At 70.3% G+C, this 14,043-nt stretch carries 13 protein-coding genes and 3 pseudogenes; 5 read left to right on the top strand and 11 right to left on the bottom strand.

Annotated features, from left to right (window positions below; all coding sequences use genetic code 11):
• Nucleotides 1–36: 36 nt before the first annotated feature.
• Nucleotides 37–537, bottom strand: a pseudogene (locus ACWDO5_RS00620) (hypothetical protein); the annotation flags it as partial.
• Nucleotides 538–635: 98 nt separating this feature from the next.
• Here ACWDO5_RS00620 and ACWDO5_RS00625 point away from each other — a divergent pair.
• On the top strand, nucleotides 636–881 hold the full coding sequence (locus tag ACWDO5_RS00625) for a DUF6158 family protein (protein WP_450527150.1): 246 nt from the start codon (nucleotides 636–638) through the stop codon (nucleotides 879–881).
• 65 nt (nucleotides 882–946) lie between these two features.
• Here ACWDO5_RS00625 and ACWDO5_RS00630 read toward each other — a convergent pair whose 3' ends face one another.
• Complete coding sequence (locus tag ACWDO5_RS00630; RefSeq protein WP_450527151.1) at nucleotides 947–1,483, bottom strand: type 1 glutamine amidotransferase domain-containing protein; 537 nt, start codon at nucleotides 1,481–1,483, stop codon at nucleotides 947–949.
• A gap of 4 nt (nucleotides 1,484–1,487) precedes the next feature.
• On the bottom strand, nucleotides 1,488–1,913 hold the full coding sequence (locus ACWDO5_RS00635; protein WP_450527152.1) for a CBS domain-containing protein: 426 nt from the start codon (nucleotides 1,911–1,913) through the stop codon (nucleotides 1,488–1,490).
• 445 nt (nucleotides 1,914–2,358) lie between these two features.
• On the opposite strand from ACWDO5_RS00635, the gene ACWDO5_RS00640 reads away from it, so the two are divergent.
• Both ACWDO5_RS00640 and ACWDO5_RS00645 read left to right on the top strand, forming a co-directional pair.
• Nucleotides 2,359–2,835 (top strand): Dps family protein, encoded by a 477-nt coding sequence (locus tag ACWDO5_RS00640; protein ID WP_450527154.1) that lies wholly within the window; start codon nucleotides 2,359–2,361, stop codon nucleotides 2,833–2,835.
• 59 nt (nucleotides 2,836–2,894) lie between these two features.
• Entirely contained in the window at nucleotides 2,895–4,193 is a 1,299-nt protein-coding gene (locus tag ACWDO5_RS00645) for a cytochrome P450 (RefSeq protein ID WP_450527155.1), read from the top strand.
• 27 nt (nucleotides 4,194–4,220) lie between these two features.
• On the opposite strand, the gene ACWDO5_RS00650 is transcribed toward ACWDO5_RS00645, so the two are convergent.
• From ACWDO5_RS00650 to ACWDO5_RS00670, 5 genes and pseudogenes are all read right to left on the bottom strand, one after another.
• Entirely contained in the window at nucleotides 4,221–4,493 is a 273-nt protein-coding gene (locus ACWDO5_RS00650; protein ID WP_450527263.1) for an alpha/beta fold hydrolase, read from the bottom strand.
• Entirely contained in the window at nucleotides 4,415–4,603 is a 189-nt protein-coding gene (locus tag ACWDO5_RS00655; RefSeq protein ID WP_450527156.1) for a hypothetical protein, read from the bottom strand. The genes ACWDO5_RS00650 and ACWDO5_RS00655 overlap by 79 nt, the downstream gene beginning before the upstream one ends.
• 124 nt (nucleotides 4,604–4,727) lie before the next feature.
• Nucleotides 4,728–5,024 (bottom strand): hypothetical protein, encoded by a 297-nt coding sequence (locus ACWDO5_RS00660; protein ID WP_450527158.1) that lies wholly within the window; start codon nucleotides 5,022–5,024, stop codon nucleotides 4,728–4,730.
• Nucleotides 5,025–5,347: 323 nt separating this feature from the next.
• The gene (locus ACWDO5_RS00665; RefSeq protein WP_450527159.1) at nucleotides 5,348–8,377 is read right to left on the bottom strand and encodes an alpha-mannosidase; all 3,030 of its coding nucleotides are present in this window, start codon (nucleotides 8,375–8,377) and stop codon (nucleotides 5,348–5,350) included.
• Nucleotides 8,370–8,736: pseudogene (locus ACWDO5_RS00670) on the bottom strand (hypothetical protein); the annotation flags it as partial. The pseudogene ACWDO5_RS00670 and the gene ACWDO5_RS00665, both read right to left, overlap by 8 nt.
• Here ACWDO5_RS00670 and ACWDO5_RS00675 point away from each other — a divergent pair.
• A pseudogene (locus ACWDO5_RS00675) lies at nucleotides 8,621–9,039 on the top strand (substrate-binding domain-containing protein); the annotation flags it as partial. The pseudogenes ACWDO5_RS00670 and ACWDO5_RS00675 overlap by 116 nt on opposite strands.
• Here the strand turns inward: ACWDO5_RS00675 and ACWDO5_RS00680 are convergent.
• The 3 genes from ACWDO5_RS00680 to ACWDO5_RS00690 form a co-directional block, all read right to left on the bottom strand.
• Nucleotides 9,036–10,448: a carboxyl transferase domain-containing protein gene (locus ACWDO5_RS00680; RefSeq protein ID WP_450527161.1), complete on the bottom strand. Its 1,413-nt coding sequence runs from the start codon at nucleotides 10,446–10,448 to the stop codon at nucleotides 9,036–9,038. The pseudogene ACWDO5_RS00675 and the gene ACWDO5_RS00680 sit on opposite strands and share 4 nt — an antisense overlap.
• Nucleotides 10,441–11,850, bottom strand: coding sequence for an acyl-CoA synthetase (locus ACWDO5_RS00685; RefSeq protein WP_450527163.1), 1,410 nt, complete (start codon nucleotides 11,848–11,850; stop codon nucleotides 10,441–10,443). Before ACWDO5_RS00685 ends, ACWDO5_RS00680 begins: the two co-directional genes overlap by 8 nt.
• Before the next feature lie 435 nt (nucleotides 11,851–12,285).
• Nucleotides 12,286–12,762 (bottom strand): SPW repeat protein, encoded by a 477-nt coding sequence (locus ACWDO5_RS00690; RefSeq protein ID WP_450527165.1) that lies wholly within the window; start codon nucleotides 12,760–12,762, stop codon nucleotides 12,286–12,288.
• Between the two features lie 161 nt (nucleotides 12,763–12,923).
• Between ACWDO5_RS00690 and ACWDO5_RS00695 the strand changes: the two genes are divergently transcribed.
• A complete protein-coding gene (locus tag ACWDO5_RS00695; RefSeq protein ID WP_450527167.1) occupies nucleotides 12,924–14,039 on the top strand; it encodes a sulfite oxidase in 1,116 nt (371 codons plus the stop codon).
• Nucleotides 14,040–14,043: the final 4 nt, after the last annotated feature.

Raw genomic sequence — 14,043 nt, forward strand, 5'->3', positions numbered from 1 at the left:
GTATCCCAGGTTTCCCAGGTGTCCCACGCTCTGCTGGTGGTGGCTCGCGGACCAGTGGGTGCTCGTGGCGGTGCGGTGGATGGGCCACTGCTTGCCCTGGGCCTGTCCGACCGCCCGACTGCCCAGTGGGCTGCGCGGCTCCAGGTGCGCGCCCGTGCGATCGATGTACGCGACGAGGCAGACCGGTTCCTGCACGGCGAGGTCCAGCAGCGGGGCGACGCACGGATGCGCCGACCAGGAGACGTCGGAGGCGCCCGGCGGGCGATGGGCGAGCGGTGGGTCGAGGCCTACCTCGCCGCCCGTGGCGAAGACGGCCGGGCCGGACTCTCCCGGGTAGTGCGGCCGGGTGGTGAGCGCCTCGTACACCGCGGGGCCGGTGGCCTCGTCCGCCCCTTGTACGGCCAGCTCCCGGCACGCCTCCCTGACCTGGAGCTCACGGCGGGAAGGAGGGGACTCGTCGGTCCAGGCGGTGTCGAGGTGAACGCCGGCCCAGGGACCGGGACGCTCATAGAGAGGCGCGAGAAATGCGAGTTGCATGGATTCCTCCCGGAGTGGCCGGGTACTGCGTCCCTGCGGGTACCCGGAAGGTCATGAGTCACACAGCGCATCCGCCGGAACGGAAAGAGGACAGTCCCATGTCAGCGACTGAAAACCCGGGCCAAGGAATCGACCCGACCCATCTCGACGATCATGATTTGCAGCGCGAGCTCGAAACCATCCACCGGAGTCGGCACGACACGTTGCTGCACGGCTCGCCTGCCGCGCTCAATGCCCACAACATCCGGATGGCCCAGTTGGAGGGCGAGTATCTGCGTCGTCATCCGGAGCGTCCGGTGACGCCGGGCAGGACGCGGGCCGGTGCCCGCGCGCGGGAGGAGTGAAGGGGGGCCGGGGAGCCCGCCCTCCGTATCCTCTCCGACGCAGCGGCCAGCCGGTTGTCGAGCCGTCAGCTCTTCGCGAACTCCGCGGTGAACGCCGCCGAGAACGCCTTGAGGTCGGCCGGCTTCCGGCTGGTGATCAGAACGTTCGGACCGGCATCGCAGGCCCTGACCTGCTCGTCGACCCAGTCTCCTCCCGCGTTGCGGATGTCGGTGCGCAGGCTGGGCCACGAGGTCAGCGTCCGGCCCCGCACCACATCCGCTTCGACGAGCGTCCAGGGAGCATGGCAGATCGCGGCCACCGGCTTGCCCGCCTCGAAGAAGTCCCGTACGAACGCCACCGCACGCTCGTCCAGGCGCAGCGCGTCGGGGTTGGCCACGCCGCCTGGCAGCACGAGGCCGCCGTACTCGTCCACGGTGGCGTCGGCGACCGTCAGGGCGACCGGGAAGGTGTCCGCTTTGTCGAGGTGGTTGAAGGCCTGCACCCGGCCGGGCTTGGTCGAGATCAGCCGGGGCGTGTCCCCGGTGTCGGTGACCGCCTCCCACGGATCGGTGAGTTCAATCTGCTCCACGCCTTCGGGCGCCGTCAGAAATGCGACCAACATGCGATCACCCCTCACTGTTCGGGTTTGCCAGGCTGATCTCGGCGAGTGCCGAGTCCGGGTTCTCGGAGACAGCGAGATCTCCGATGCTGACCACGCCCACCGGACGGCCGTCCTCCACCACAGGCAGCCGGCGTACCGCACGGCTGCGCATCAGTCTCGCGGCGGCCGCGATCCCGTCGCCGGGGCTGACGCACACCGGGTCGCGCGTGCACACCGAGCCGGCGCTGACGGTCAGCGGGTCGTTGCCGTCCGCGATCACCCGCACCGCGATGTCACGGTCGGTGAGGACTCCGACCAGCCGGTCGCCGTCGGCGACCAGCACATCTCCGATGTCCTGGGCACGCATCAGCCGGGCCGCTTCGACCAGCGAAGCATCGGGCCGTACCACCACCACTCCGAACGTCATGACTTCCCTCACGAACTGTGCCATGGCTGCTCGCCCGCTCTCCCTGGCTCTTCGGCGCTCTTGGGTCGGAGACTGTGAGACCCCGCCTGAAGTACCCAAGGCGGGCTCCCCCATGCCTCCGAAAAGAACAGAAGCTCTGAAGGTTCCAGGTTTGAAGGCTCCTGGGTCGGGGACTCGACGAACCGGCCGAGCGGCCATGGGATGACGCACAGAGCCTCGGGCGCGGACGGCGGTCCGCGCCCGAGGCGTATCACCGGCCCTCAGCTCCAGTGCGGTGCCTGGCGCTGCCGCTCATGTGTTCGTCTGCCCTGCCCCAAGGTCTGGAACGAACGGTCTGGCGTGTCGAGCGGCCAACACCCGCGACGGCCCGGTAGGCGCGTCGGGCCGTCCGTTTCCCTCGACCGCTGCGGGGCACCCGCCAGGTCCGTACGGCGCACGACACGAAGCACGACACAAGGAGAAGACCGGCATGACTGTTATGAAGAGCACTCTTTCCGAACCTGCACGTCAGGTCACCGGGGACGCGCTTCAGGGCACGCTCGTCGACCTGCTCGCGCTCTCGCTCATGGCCAAGCAGGCACACTGGAACATCGTGGGCCCGCGTTTCCGCAGCATCCACCTCCAACTCGACGAAGTGGTCGCCGCGGCACGCGCCTACGCGGACACCGTCGCGGAGCGCGCGGCGGCACTGGGCATCTCCCCGGACGGGCGCGTCACGACGGTCGCCGAGACCGGTTCGGTGGCCGACCCCAAGGAGGGCTGGCTGCAGGACACCGAAATCGTGTCCCTGCTGGTCGACGCATTGGAGGAAGCGGTCCTACGGCTGCGCGAGCGGATCGCCGCGACGGAGGAGTCCGACCGGGTGACCCAGGACCTGCTGATCGAGATCACGGCCTCGCTGGAGAAGCATCGCTGGATGTTCCAGGCAGAGAACTCGCCGCTCTGACACAGGTCAGCAGCGGCCATCCCGAGCCGGCGTGGATCAGAGGAAAGGGGCGCCGCTGTATGAACCGACACGAGGGAATTGCTCTCGACAGCACCCTGTCCCTGTGGACCCACGGCTATGCCTGGCTGCCCGACCTCAGGCGGCGCTCCGGGGACAAGCCGGTCCGGACCCGGTTGCTGGGGCGGCCCACGACCGCTGTTCACGGTCGCGAGGCCGTGCAGTTCTTCTACGACGAACAGCATGTGAAGCGGCGCTCGGCGCTTCCGGGACCCGTCCTCGACACACTCTTCGGCCACGGCGCGGTCCACATGCTCGACGACCAGGCGCACGAGGCACGCAAGGCGCTGTTCATGTCGCTCCTCAAGGACGAGAACGCGGTCGCCGCGCTGGTGGAACGCGCGCTGTCGGAGTGGGACCGCGCGGCCGTCTCATGGGCTCGGCGGCCCCGGATCGAACTCTTCACCGAGTCGAGCCGGGTCATCACCCGCGCGGTGTGCGCCTGGGCCGGGATTCCCCTCCCTGACGAGCCTGGCGGCCCTGACGCCGGTGACCACGCAGATAACGGGGCGCGTCGGCTGGCTGCCGATCTCGTGGCCTTGGTCGACGGATTCGCGGCGGCCGGCCCGCGCCACTGGCGAGCACGTCACGCACGCGCCCGCCAGGAGGAATGGCTGAGGACGCTGATCGAGGACGTACGAGTCAAGGAGCAGGCCCGCGAAAGAGAAGCGGAACCCGAACGCTCGGCGCTCGCGTCCGTGGCACTGCACCGCGATGAAGCCGGTGTCCTGCTGGACACGCACACCGCGGCGGTCGAGGTGCTCAACAACATCATCCGCCCCACAGTCGCGGTGGCCTGGTTCGTGACCTTCGCGGCTCACGCGCTGCACCGCTGGCCGCACCTCGGGGAGTCACTGCGCAAGGGCGATGCCGCGTACGCGAAGGCCTTCGCCCACGAGGTACGCCGCTTCTACCCCTTCGTGGCGTTCGTGGGCGGTCTCGCCGCCGAGGAACTTCAGTGGCACGGCACCACGATTCCCGCCGACTCGGTCATTCTCCTGGACATCTACGGGCAGAACCACGACCCCGAACTGTGGAGTGCCCCCTACGCCTTCGACCCCTCGCGCTTCCTGGGAAGGGCCCCGGCGAGCGACGAGCTCATCTCCCAGGGCGGCGGCGAGGCCGCGACGGGTCACCGCTGCCCGGGCGAGGACATCACCGTCGCTCTTCTGCAGGCTCTGGCGATGCGACTTGCGTCGATGAACTACCTCGTCCCGCAACAGGACATGACGATTCCACTGCGCCGTATGCCGACCCGCCCCCGCAGTGGCTTCGTCATGTCCCTCCAGCGTCCCGACTGAGCCCCGCGATGTGCCGTGCGTCGTCCCTCAGCCCTTCAGGAAGGCGAGCAGGTCGTTGGTGAATGCCTGCTCGTAGTCGCCGGTCAGGTCGTGCGGTGCGCCTGGATAGACCTTGAGGGTGGCGTCCTTGACCAGCTGTACGGACTTGTGGGCGGCGGCCCCGATGGGCACGATCTGGTCGTCGTCGCCGTGCGCGATGAGGGTGGGGACATCGATGCGCTTCAGGTCCTCGGTGAATCCGAGAACTGCTTGATGCAGTCGTACGCGGCCTTCGACCCGGCCTGCATGCTCTGCAGCCAGAACGCGTCGCGGGTGCCTTGCGAGACGGTGGAGCCGAGCCGGTTGGCGCCGAAGAAGGCTTCGCTCAGATCCGCGCCCGCGGTCCGGCGGCCCGTGCTCGGCTCCGCCACCGTGGAGTTGCTGCGGGCACTGATCGCCTCGGCGCGCAGGAACCGACGGCCTTCTGGCGCGCTGGGGGCCTGAGTGTCGATGCGGGTGCTGAGATCTCAGGGGCCACCCGCATCGAGCGCTCTTTCAGTGGTCGTCCCAGTGCCCTTCGTGGTCGGCGTGCCGGTGACCGTCGTGCACATAATCGATGTGGTCCCCATGGGGCACCGCCACGTGTCCACATCCCTCGCCGTGCTGGTGCGCGTGGTCGCCGTGAGTGGTGTGCCCGCCGGCCTCACACTCGTCCACATGGTCGTCGTGGACCCGGTGGAGGTGTCCGTCGTGGGCGTAGTCCACGTGGTCCCCGTGCGGGAGCGCGACATGGCCGCAGCTCCCATTGTGCTGGTGCACGTGGTCGGGATGGGGGGCGTGTGCAGTAGTCATGAGATTCCCGGTTGCCTTTCGGAGCCCAGCAGCGCTCGTACGTTTTGCGCCACTGGCTCAATTCTCCTCTCCGATGAGGCGTACCACAGCCGCTAACACGCCAGGGGTCACCCGGTCGTATGTTCGCCCCTCAACGTGCCCAGTCCAGGCCGACTTGCTGATTATCGTCGCCCTCGGCCGACTGTTCGGCGCCGGCCGGCGGCTGACGCACCCCGGCTTCCGGGCGTGGCAGAAGCAGATCGACCCCGGCTTCCGGCACGGCCCCGCCGCGCCGCAGGCGCTGGATCCCCGAAGCCCCCCGCGGGGGGGCAACGGGGATCAGGTCATGACCCGGCGCGCGCCAGGCGCAGCGTCACCAGCTCGAAGGGGCGCAGCGTCAACTTCACCGCGCCGCCCGCCAGTTCCGGCTCCGGCACGTCGGCGAGCTGTCTCTCCAGCAGGTCGGTCGCGGTGACGTCGCCGATCTCGAAGCCGATATTCAGCAGGGCTCGCGCCCGGCCGCCCTCCGACTCGTAGAGGCGTACGACGACATCGCCGCTCGCGTCGTCCGCGAGCTTTACCGCGCTGACGACGACCGCGTCGTTGTCGACCGCCACCAGCGGCGCCACCTCGGCGTCACCGGCGACCCGGCGCTCCGGCAGATTGATCCGGAAGCCCTCACGGACCGCGTCGCCGATCACCGCGCCCGGCACCAGGGCATGGCGGAATCGGTGCACGCCCTGGTCGGTCTCGGGGTCGGGGAAGCGCGGGGCACGCAGCAGAGAGACGCGGAGCGTGGTCGTCGTACCTGAGTCCGACGCCCGGACGGTACGGGTGACGTCGTGGCCGTACGTCGAGTCATTGACCAGCGCCACGCCCCAGCCGGGCTCCTCGATGTGCACGAAGCGGTGATTGCATGCCTCGAACTTGGCTGCCTCCCAGCCGGTGTTGGTGTGAGTGGACCGGTGGAAGTGGCCGAACTGGGTCTCCGACGCGTACCGCTCGGCGTGGATGTCGAACGGGAAGGCGGCCTTGAGGAACTTCTCGGTCTCGTGCCAGTCGACCTCGGTGTCGATGTCGAGACGCTTGACGCCGGCGGCCAGAGTCAGCAGCTGGGTGACCTTCGAGTCGCCGAAACTGCGGACGACGCGCACGGAGGCCGAGCCCCCGACCGCGGTGACCTCGTCGGCATCGGTCAGATCGGTGACGGTGTTCCGGTAGAACTCATCCACGTCCCATGCGTCCCACATGTTCGGGAAGTCGGGGTGGATCTGCAGCAGGTTCACCGCCTGCCCGGGGGCGACCGTCTCTCGCTCCGCGCCGATGTCGTACGCGGAAACCACCAGACCGCGTGCGTCGATCTCGACCCGGAGAAGACCGTTGTCGAGAACGAAGCCGCCGCCCTCCCGCGGCGACAGCTGGGCTTTGCCGCCGACGGTGGCGACCGCGGCGCCACCCGCCGCGACGCCGTGCCGCTCGTGCGGCGCAGCATTGAAGACCAGCTGTGTGCCGGCCGCCGCGTCACCGGCCAGCGCACGCTGCGCGGCATCGATGATGCCGGTCAGCTCGTCGGCCACAGCCGCGTAGGTCTTCGCCGCCTCCCGGTGCACCCAGGCGATGGACGAGCCGGGCAGGATGTCGTGGAACTGGTGCAGCAGCACCGTCTTCCAGATCCGGTCCAACTGCCCGTACGGGTAGGGGAAGCCGGCCCGAACCGCGGCGGTCGCGGCCCACAGCTCGGCCTCGCGCAGCAGGGACTCGCTCCTGCGGTTGCCCTGCTTGGTCTTCGCCTGGCTGGTGAGGGTCGCGCGGTGCAGCTCCAGGTAGAGCTCACCGACCCAGACCGGCGGGTTCGCGTACTCCGCCTCTGCCTTGGTGAAGAAGTCGGCGGGCTTCTCCCATTCGACGGTCGCCGAGCCGTCGAGGCTGCGCAGCCGGGCAGCCTTGGCGACCATCTCGCGGGTGGTGCCGCCGCCCCCGTCGCCCCAGCCGGTGGGCGCGAGCGAGTGCCTGGCGACGCCCTTGTCCTTGAAGTTCTTCGCCGCGTGGGCGATCTCGCTGCCCTTCATCGAGCAGTTGTAGGTGTCGACGGGCGGGAAGTGGGTGAAGATGCGGGTGCCGTCGATGCCTTCCCACTGGAAGGTGTGGTGCGGGAACGAGTTGGTCCGGCTCCAGGAGATCTTCTGTGTGAGCAGCCACTTGGAGCCCGCGGCCTTGATGATCTGCGGCAGCCCGGCGGCGAAACCGAAGGTGTCGGGGAGCCACGCCTCGTCGTTCTCGATACCGAACTCGTCGAGGAAGAAACGCTTGCCGTGCACAAACTGCCGGGCCATCGCCTCCGAGCCCGGCATATTGGTGTCGGACTCGACCCACATTCCGCCGGCGGGCACGAACCGCCCTTCCGCCACCGCCTTCTTGACCTTCGCGTAGACCTCGGGCCGGTGCTCCTTGATCCAGGCGAACTGCTGCGCCTGCGACATGGTGTAGATAAAGTCCGGCTCGTCCTCCAGCAGGGCGGTCATGTTGGAGGTCGTACGGGCGACCTTGCGCACCGTCTCGCGCAGCGGCCACAGCCAGGCAGAGTCGATGTGGGCGTGGCCCACCGCGCTGATGCGGTGCGCGGTCGGTGCGGCGGGCGTCGCCAGGACGCCGGCGAGCCGCTCGCGGGCGGCGGCAGCGGTGCCGTTCACATCCTGCAGATCGATCGCGTCGAGCGCATGTCCGACGGCGCGCAGGATGTCCCAGCGGCGGGCGCCATCCACGGGCAGCTCCTGCATCAGCTCACCCAGCACCTCCAGGTCGAGCACGAGCTGCCACACGTTCTCGTCGAAGACGGCGAGATCCATGCGGGTGAGCCTGTACTGCGGGTCCGTGCCCGCGGTCTCCTTGTCGCCGAGCTGTGTCGGCAGGAAGGGGTGGTAGCCGAGGATCACCGGGTTCGATGCCGCCTCGATATACAGCCGCACCTCCTCGCCGCCCTCGACGGGCGCGCCGATGCGCACCCACTGGTTGCGCGGGTTGAGCCCCTTCACCGGGGAGCCGTCGGGGCGGTAGACGAGGCCCTCGCACTGAAAGCCGGGCATGTTCTCGTCGAAGCCGAGGTCGAGGATGGCTTCCACCGTGTTCCCGGCCCACTTTGCCGGTACGGTCCCGGTGACCCGGAACCAGCTGGTGCCCCACGGAGCGCCCCACATGTCGCCGACCGCGATCGGCGCGGGCGAGGCGGCCAGGCCTTCGGCGACCGGGACGGGCGCGCCCGGCGCGTTCCAGACGGCCACCTCCAGCGGTACGGATTCGGGGTACACGGCAGGGCGGATGCGCTCGTCGAGGACACGCTTGAGGCGGGCTTCGACCAGGGTGCGGTCGTCATGCATGAGGGGTCACTCCGAGGGTTTCGGTGGCTGTTACCCAATGATGGACGGCGGTCGCGGGGGCCGACGCGGTCTGGAGCTCCCCGACTGCGCGCAGTTCGAACCCCGCCGACCGCTCACCCTGCTCGGGCTCCAGGCCGGGAACGAAGAAGGCTCGTGACAAGTTGCCCCGAGGAGGCGCCGTGTCCCGTCGGGCAGGACGCGGTGCAGTGTGTAATGACACGTACGGCGCCAGGAGCGCCCTGCCATACGAAACACAGGTTGCCGCCCGTGGCGGCGGTGATCCGCAGCTCGCCCGGGGCGGCGGGGCTCTGTGCGGCCTTGTCGCGGACGGCCAGGGCGCCGAGCCGGGTGCTGGCGGGTGACTCGGCGCCCACGGCGCTCATCTACGACAACGATGTGATGGCCACGGCCGGAGCGAACATCACGGCGGGCCTTGGCCTGTCCGTCCCTGGCGATGTGTCGATCGTCTCGTGGGAGGACTCGGCCCTGTGCCGGATGGTCCACCCCTGGCTGACCGCGCTCTCCCGGGACACGATCGCCTTCGGGCGGATCGCCGCGCAGTGCTGACCGCGCTGCTAGACGGTGGCGCCGCCCGGGACGTACAGGTTCCGCTCCCCGAGCTCATCGAGCGCGAGATCACAGCGCCGGCGGGCATCGACTAACCTGCCGGGGCCACGATGCCGCGTGCGATGCCCAGGTCCACGAGGTCCTGGGGGCGCAGGTGAAGCTGGTCGGCCGTCTCGCGAGTCGCCCCGGCCCCGCGTTTGAGGATCGCGGCGGCCAGCTCCGGAGCTATGACGGAGAAGTAACTGTCCGGCGTGACCCAGGTGTTGTGGGGTGCGGCGAGCGCGAGTGCGCCACCGGAGCCGCCCTCGCCGATCAGCAGAGTGGTGACCGGCACGCGGACGGTGGCCACGGCGCCGAACAGGTCCGCGATGGCGGCGCCCGCTCCCGCACGTTCCGCGTCGGCGTCGTTGGCGGCGCCCGGTGTGTCGATCAGGGTGAGCACCGGGACGGACAACCGGTCGGCGAGGCGGATCAGCCGGGCCGCGGTGCGGTAGCCGGCCGGGAGTGTGGGGGTGCCGCACTGGGCGGCGTACGCGATGGCCCGGCCCTCGCGCAGGCCGAAGCCGCAGAGCATCCCGCGGTCGACACCTCCGCAGCGGTCGCCGCTGACCGACTCGCGGGTCTCGAAGTACGCGTCGAGATAGGCGGCGGCGCGGGACCGGTCGGGGGAACGGGCCTGGAGCACCGCGTCCCAGCCGGTGGCGGGGAGCCCGGCACGGCCCAGGGCATGGGGCGTCGGCGCGGGCTGGAGGAACTGGCCGGACTCGGCCGCGTGGCCTGCGGCCGGCGGCCGGTGGGCGGCATCGGACGCGGCGGGCAGCGGCGTCGAGGAACCGCCCGTCAGCAGCCTCAGCCACCGTTCCAGCGTCCCGGGCAGCTCCTCCTGCCGCACTACCGCGTCGACATGGCCCGCCGCCCATTGCGCCTTGGCCGTGTACGCGTGCGGATCCGCCTCCGGCGGGCGTACGCGCGAGCCGGCGAAGCCGATCTGGGCATCGGGCAGCGCCAGGATCACGTCCGCACCCGCGCCCAGCGTCGCCCAGCCGCCGCCCGTCGTCGGGTCGCGCACCACCGCGACCTGCGGCAGCCCGGCCGCCCGGGTCAGTGCGGACTGCCGTGCCACGCGCTGGAGTTGGACCAGCGCGCGCATCCCCTCCTGCATCCGGCTGCCGCCGGTAGCGATCAGTGAGACGACGGGCAGCCCTCGCTCTCGCGCATGCGTGTGCGCCGCCTCCAGCCGGTCGCCGGTCCGCTCGCCCAGCGATCCGCCCAGGAAGCCGAACTCGAAGGAGATCAGCACCGCTTCGGTGGCCCCGACCAGGCCGGTGCCGCAGACGACCGACTCCTGTTCGCCGGTGCGTTTCGCGGCGCGGGCGCGCTGCTCGTCGTATCCCTGCCAGGCGATGGGGCCGTCGGGGGCGGACACGCCCTCGGGGACGGGCAGTTCGGTGAAGGCGGATGTCACCCGGGTGACGGCATCGCGGGCCGTGAGGTGGTCAGTCATGGAGGGCCCGCTTCATGACCTTGCCCATGTCGTTGCGCGGCAGGGCCTCGAGAAAGCGCACGTCACGAGGGCGTTTGTGCGGGGCAAGCTGCGCTGCGACATGCGCGGACAGCTCCTCAGTCGCGGGTGGCTCGGACGGGTCGGCCGGCACGATCCAGGCGACGATCCGCTCGCCCAGGTCCGCGTCCGGCTCCCCGGTCACCGCCGCCTCCCGTACGCCGGGGTGGTCGAGCAGCGCATTCTCGATCTCGCCCGCGCCGATCTTGTAGCCGCCGCTCTTGATGAGGTCGGTGGCCTTGCGGCCGACGATCCGGACATACCCGTCGGCGTCGAGGCTCGCCATGTCCCCCGTACGGAACCAGCCGCCGTCGAAGGCGGCCGCGGTCGCGTCGGGCCGGTTCAGATACTCCGTGAAGAGGTTCGGCCCGCGCACCTGGATCTCGCCGATGCCGTCGCTCTCGTCGACCAGCCGCAGCTCAACTCCCTTGAGGGGCAAGCCGACCGTGCCGGGACGCGGCTCGCCGTCGGCGCGCACGGAGGTGTTCATGAGCGTCTCCGTCATCCCGTACCGCTCGATGACGCGGCGGCCGGTCGCCGCCGCGATCCGCTCGTGGTCGTGCACGGGCAGCGCGGCCGAGCCGGAGACCAGCAGCCGGGCCCCGGCCAGGGCCTTCGCGAGCTGCGGATCGCCGGGAACTGCCTCGGCGATCCGGTGATACATCGTCGGCACGCCGAACAGCATCGTCGCGCCCGACTCCAGCTCGCGCGCCACGCCGTCCGTGCTGAACCGTCCCAGGTGCCGCACCGAGCCGCCGCGGCGCAGCGGGCCGAGGATGCCGAGGATCAGTCCATGGACGTGGAAGAGCGGAAGGCCGTGGACGAGGACGTCGTCGGAGGTCCACTGCCAGGCGTCCTCAAGGGCGTCCAGGGTGGCGGTGATCGCGCGGCGCGGCAGCACGGCGCCCTTGGGCGGGCCCGTGGTACCCGAGGTGTAGACGATGAGGGCGGGCGCATCGGCGGACGGCTCGGGCGGCAGCGGCGCTCGCGCGGCGGTGGTCTCTATGTCCGTACGCGGCAAGGCGCGCAGTGCCGGGGGCAGTTCGGCGCCCGGCTCCGCCAGTACGAGTGACGGCGCGCTGTCCCCGACGATGTGCGCCAGCTCGCGCTCGCCGGTCTTCGGGTTGAGCGGTACGGCCGGCACACCCGCCAGCAGCGCGGCCACCACGCCCACCGCCGTCTCGAGGGTGGGCGTCGCCCAGACCGCGACCCTGCGCGCATCGGTGATCCGGGCGGCCAGTGAGCCTGCCGCCGCGGCCAGTTCAGCGTAGGTCAGAGACCGGTCGCCGAACCGGAGAGCGGGCAGCGGCGACCCTGCGGCGAGGGCGGGGAAGAGAGGGGACACGCGTCGTACTCCTTGCTGTCGTCGAGTCTGCCGGTTGTCCGAAGCCCGGCATCACGATGATCCCTCCGTACGCCGTCCGCTGGGGTGAAAAACGGTAAGGAAGCCCGGTCGCCGGGTGCGTTCCGGACCAGCACGTCGCGCAGGAGCAGCACTGCGGGCTGAGTGCGGGGCAGATGCTGCGGGACCGCTACGAACGCGAGCTCCACGCTCCCCGGCCGCGGGTAGCGCAATTCCGGGTCCACGTCGCCGGGTTCACCGCCGGCTCGTCGTCCGGCCGGGGCTCCAGCAGACCGGCCCCGTCACCGGCTCCCCGAAGCCGGCCGTATCGCTCCCCATCGCCCATCATCACGGTGGGGTGCGATATCCGCACCCCACCGCCTCTCGGCCGGTGATCCGGAACGAGTCGATGTGATCAGTACCTTCCGTGCGTGCGCGTCAGCGCATCGGGGAGATGCCGGCGTCGCCGCGAGCGCCTGCGCGGGCTCGGACACGACGGGGTGCGCGATCGTCCATGGCGGCCATGGCCAGGCCGAGCAGCAGTGCCACGGCGCCGACGATGATGTTGTTGACGATGGTCCGAGTCGTGTCGACGTTACCGACGACGACCCACGGAGAGATGATCGTCCATGCTCCGATGGCTATCGCGCACCAGGCCATGGCGTGTGTCCGCTCGTATGCCGAGCCGAACCCGCCCATGCACAGGACATAGGCGGCGCCGGTGATGAGGTTGCACACTGCCAGCGTGGTGAGGCCGTTGAACCCGGCTATCCACGGCGATGCGGCCAGGTACAGGCCGGTCAGCAGGGCGAGCGTCTCGATCGCCTGGGCACGGGGAGTGGTGGTCGCCCGTTCGAACCGGGAGCGCATCTCGGCCAGATCGGGGTGTTGCTCGATACTCGGATGGGTGGTCATTGTGGGGCGCCTCCATTCAGAAGCCTTTATCTGCCCTTTAACTCTGATATAACGCTTGTTGGGGCATTCCAGTCAACAGGTGGCGCCCAAGCACCTTTGGCCAGTGTTCTCCGGCCGCTCCGGGGGGTGCCCGGACCTGCCGAGAAGAGCACCATGGGCTCATGAACGGACGCATCGGTGACATCAGCGCACCAGGGCGCGTCGCGGCACCCGATGAAGGCATCGGCCTGGACGAACTGGCCCTCGCGGCCCGCAATCACGGGCTGCCGCTGGAGGCCATGCGCTACGACCTCACCCCGGCCGGACTGCACTACGTCCTGGTCCACTACGACATCCCCGCGGCCGACGCCGATGGGTGGGAGCTGACCGTCAGCGGCCGGGTGCGCACTTTGCTGACGCTGGACATGGCGACGCTGCGGTCGTTCCCTGCAGCCACCCAGCGCGTGACGATGGAGTGCGCGGGCAACGGCCGGGCCCGGCTCTCGCCGCGCCCGGTGAGCCAGCCCTGGCTGGTCGAGGCTGTCGGAACCGCCGAGTGGACCGGGGTGCCGCTGCGCACACTGCTCGCCGAGGCCGGGGTGGCTGCGGATGCCGTCGAGGCCGTCTTCACCGGTGCAGACCATGGCGTCGAGCGCGGTGTCGAGCAGGACTACCGGCGCAGTCTGCCGTTGCCCGTGGCAAGGGGCAACGAGCCAGAGGTGCTGGTGGCGTACGCGATGAACGGGCGTCCCCTGCCGCCGCAGCACGGCAGTCCGCTGCGGCTGATCGTCCCCGGCTGGTACGGCATGGCGCACGTGAAGTGGCTGTGCGACATCGCCCTCACCGACACCCCGTTCACCGGCTTCCAGCAGACGGTGGCCTACCGCTATCGGCAGCAGGCCGACGATCCCGGCGAGCCGGTCACCCGGATCGCGCCACGAGCCCTGATGGTCCCGCCCGGGTTCCCCGACTTCATGTCCCGGGCCCGTGTCGTACGGGCCGGTGAGGTGCCGCTGGAGGGCCGGGCCTGGTCCGGGCACGCCCCGGTGACGAGGGTGGAGGTGAGCACCGACAACGCCGGCTCCTGGCGCGAGGCCGAACTCGCCCCGGCGGACGGGCACCGGTGGGCCTGGCGGCGCTGGCAGTCCTCCTGGGCCGCCGCGCCGGGCAGCCATGTACTCAGCGTCCGCGCCACCGACGCCGATGGCCGCACTCAGCCCCTCACCGAGCCGTGGAACCGCGGCGGCTTCGCCAACAACCTGGTCCAGCGGATCCCCGTGCTGTGTCTGGAGAAATAGGTGT

The sequence above is a fragment of the Streptomyces sp. NPDC000880 genome (assembly GCF_053599675.1).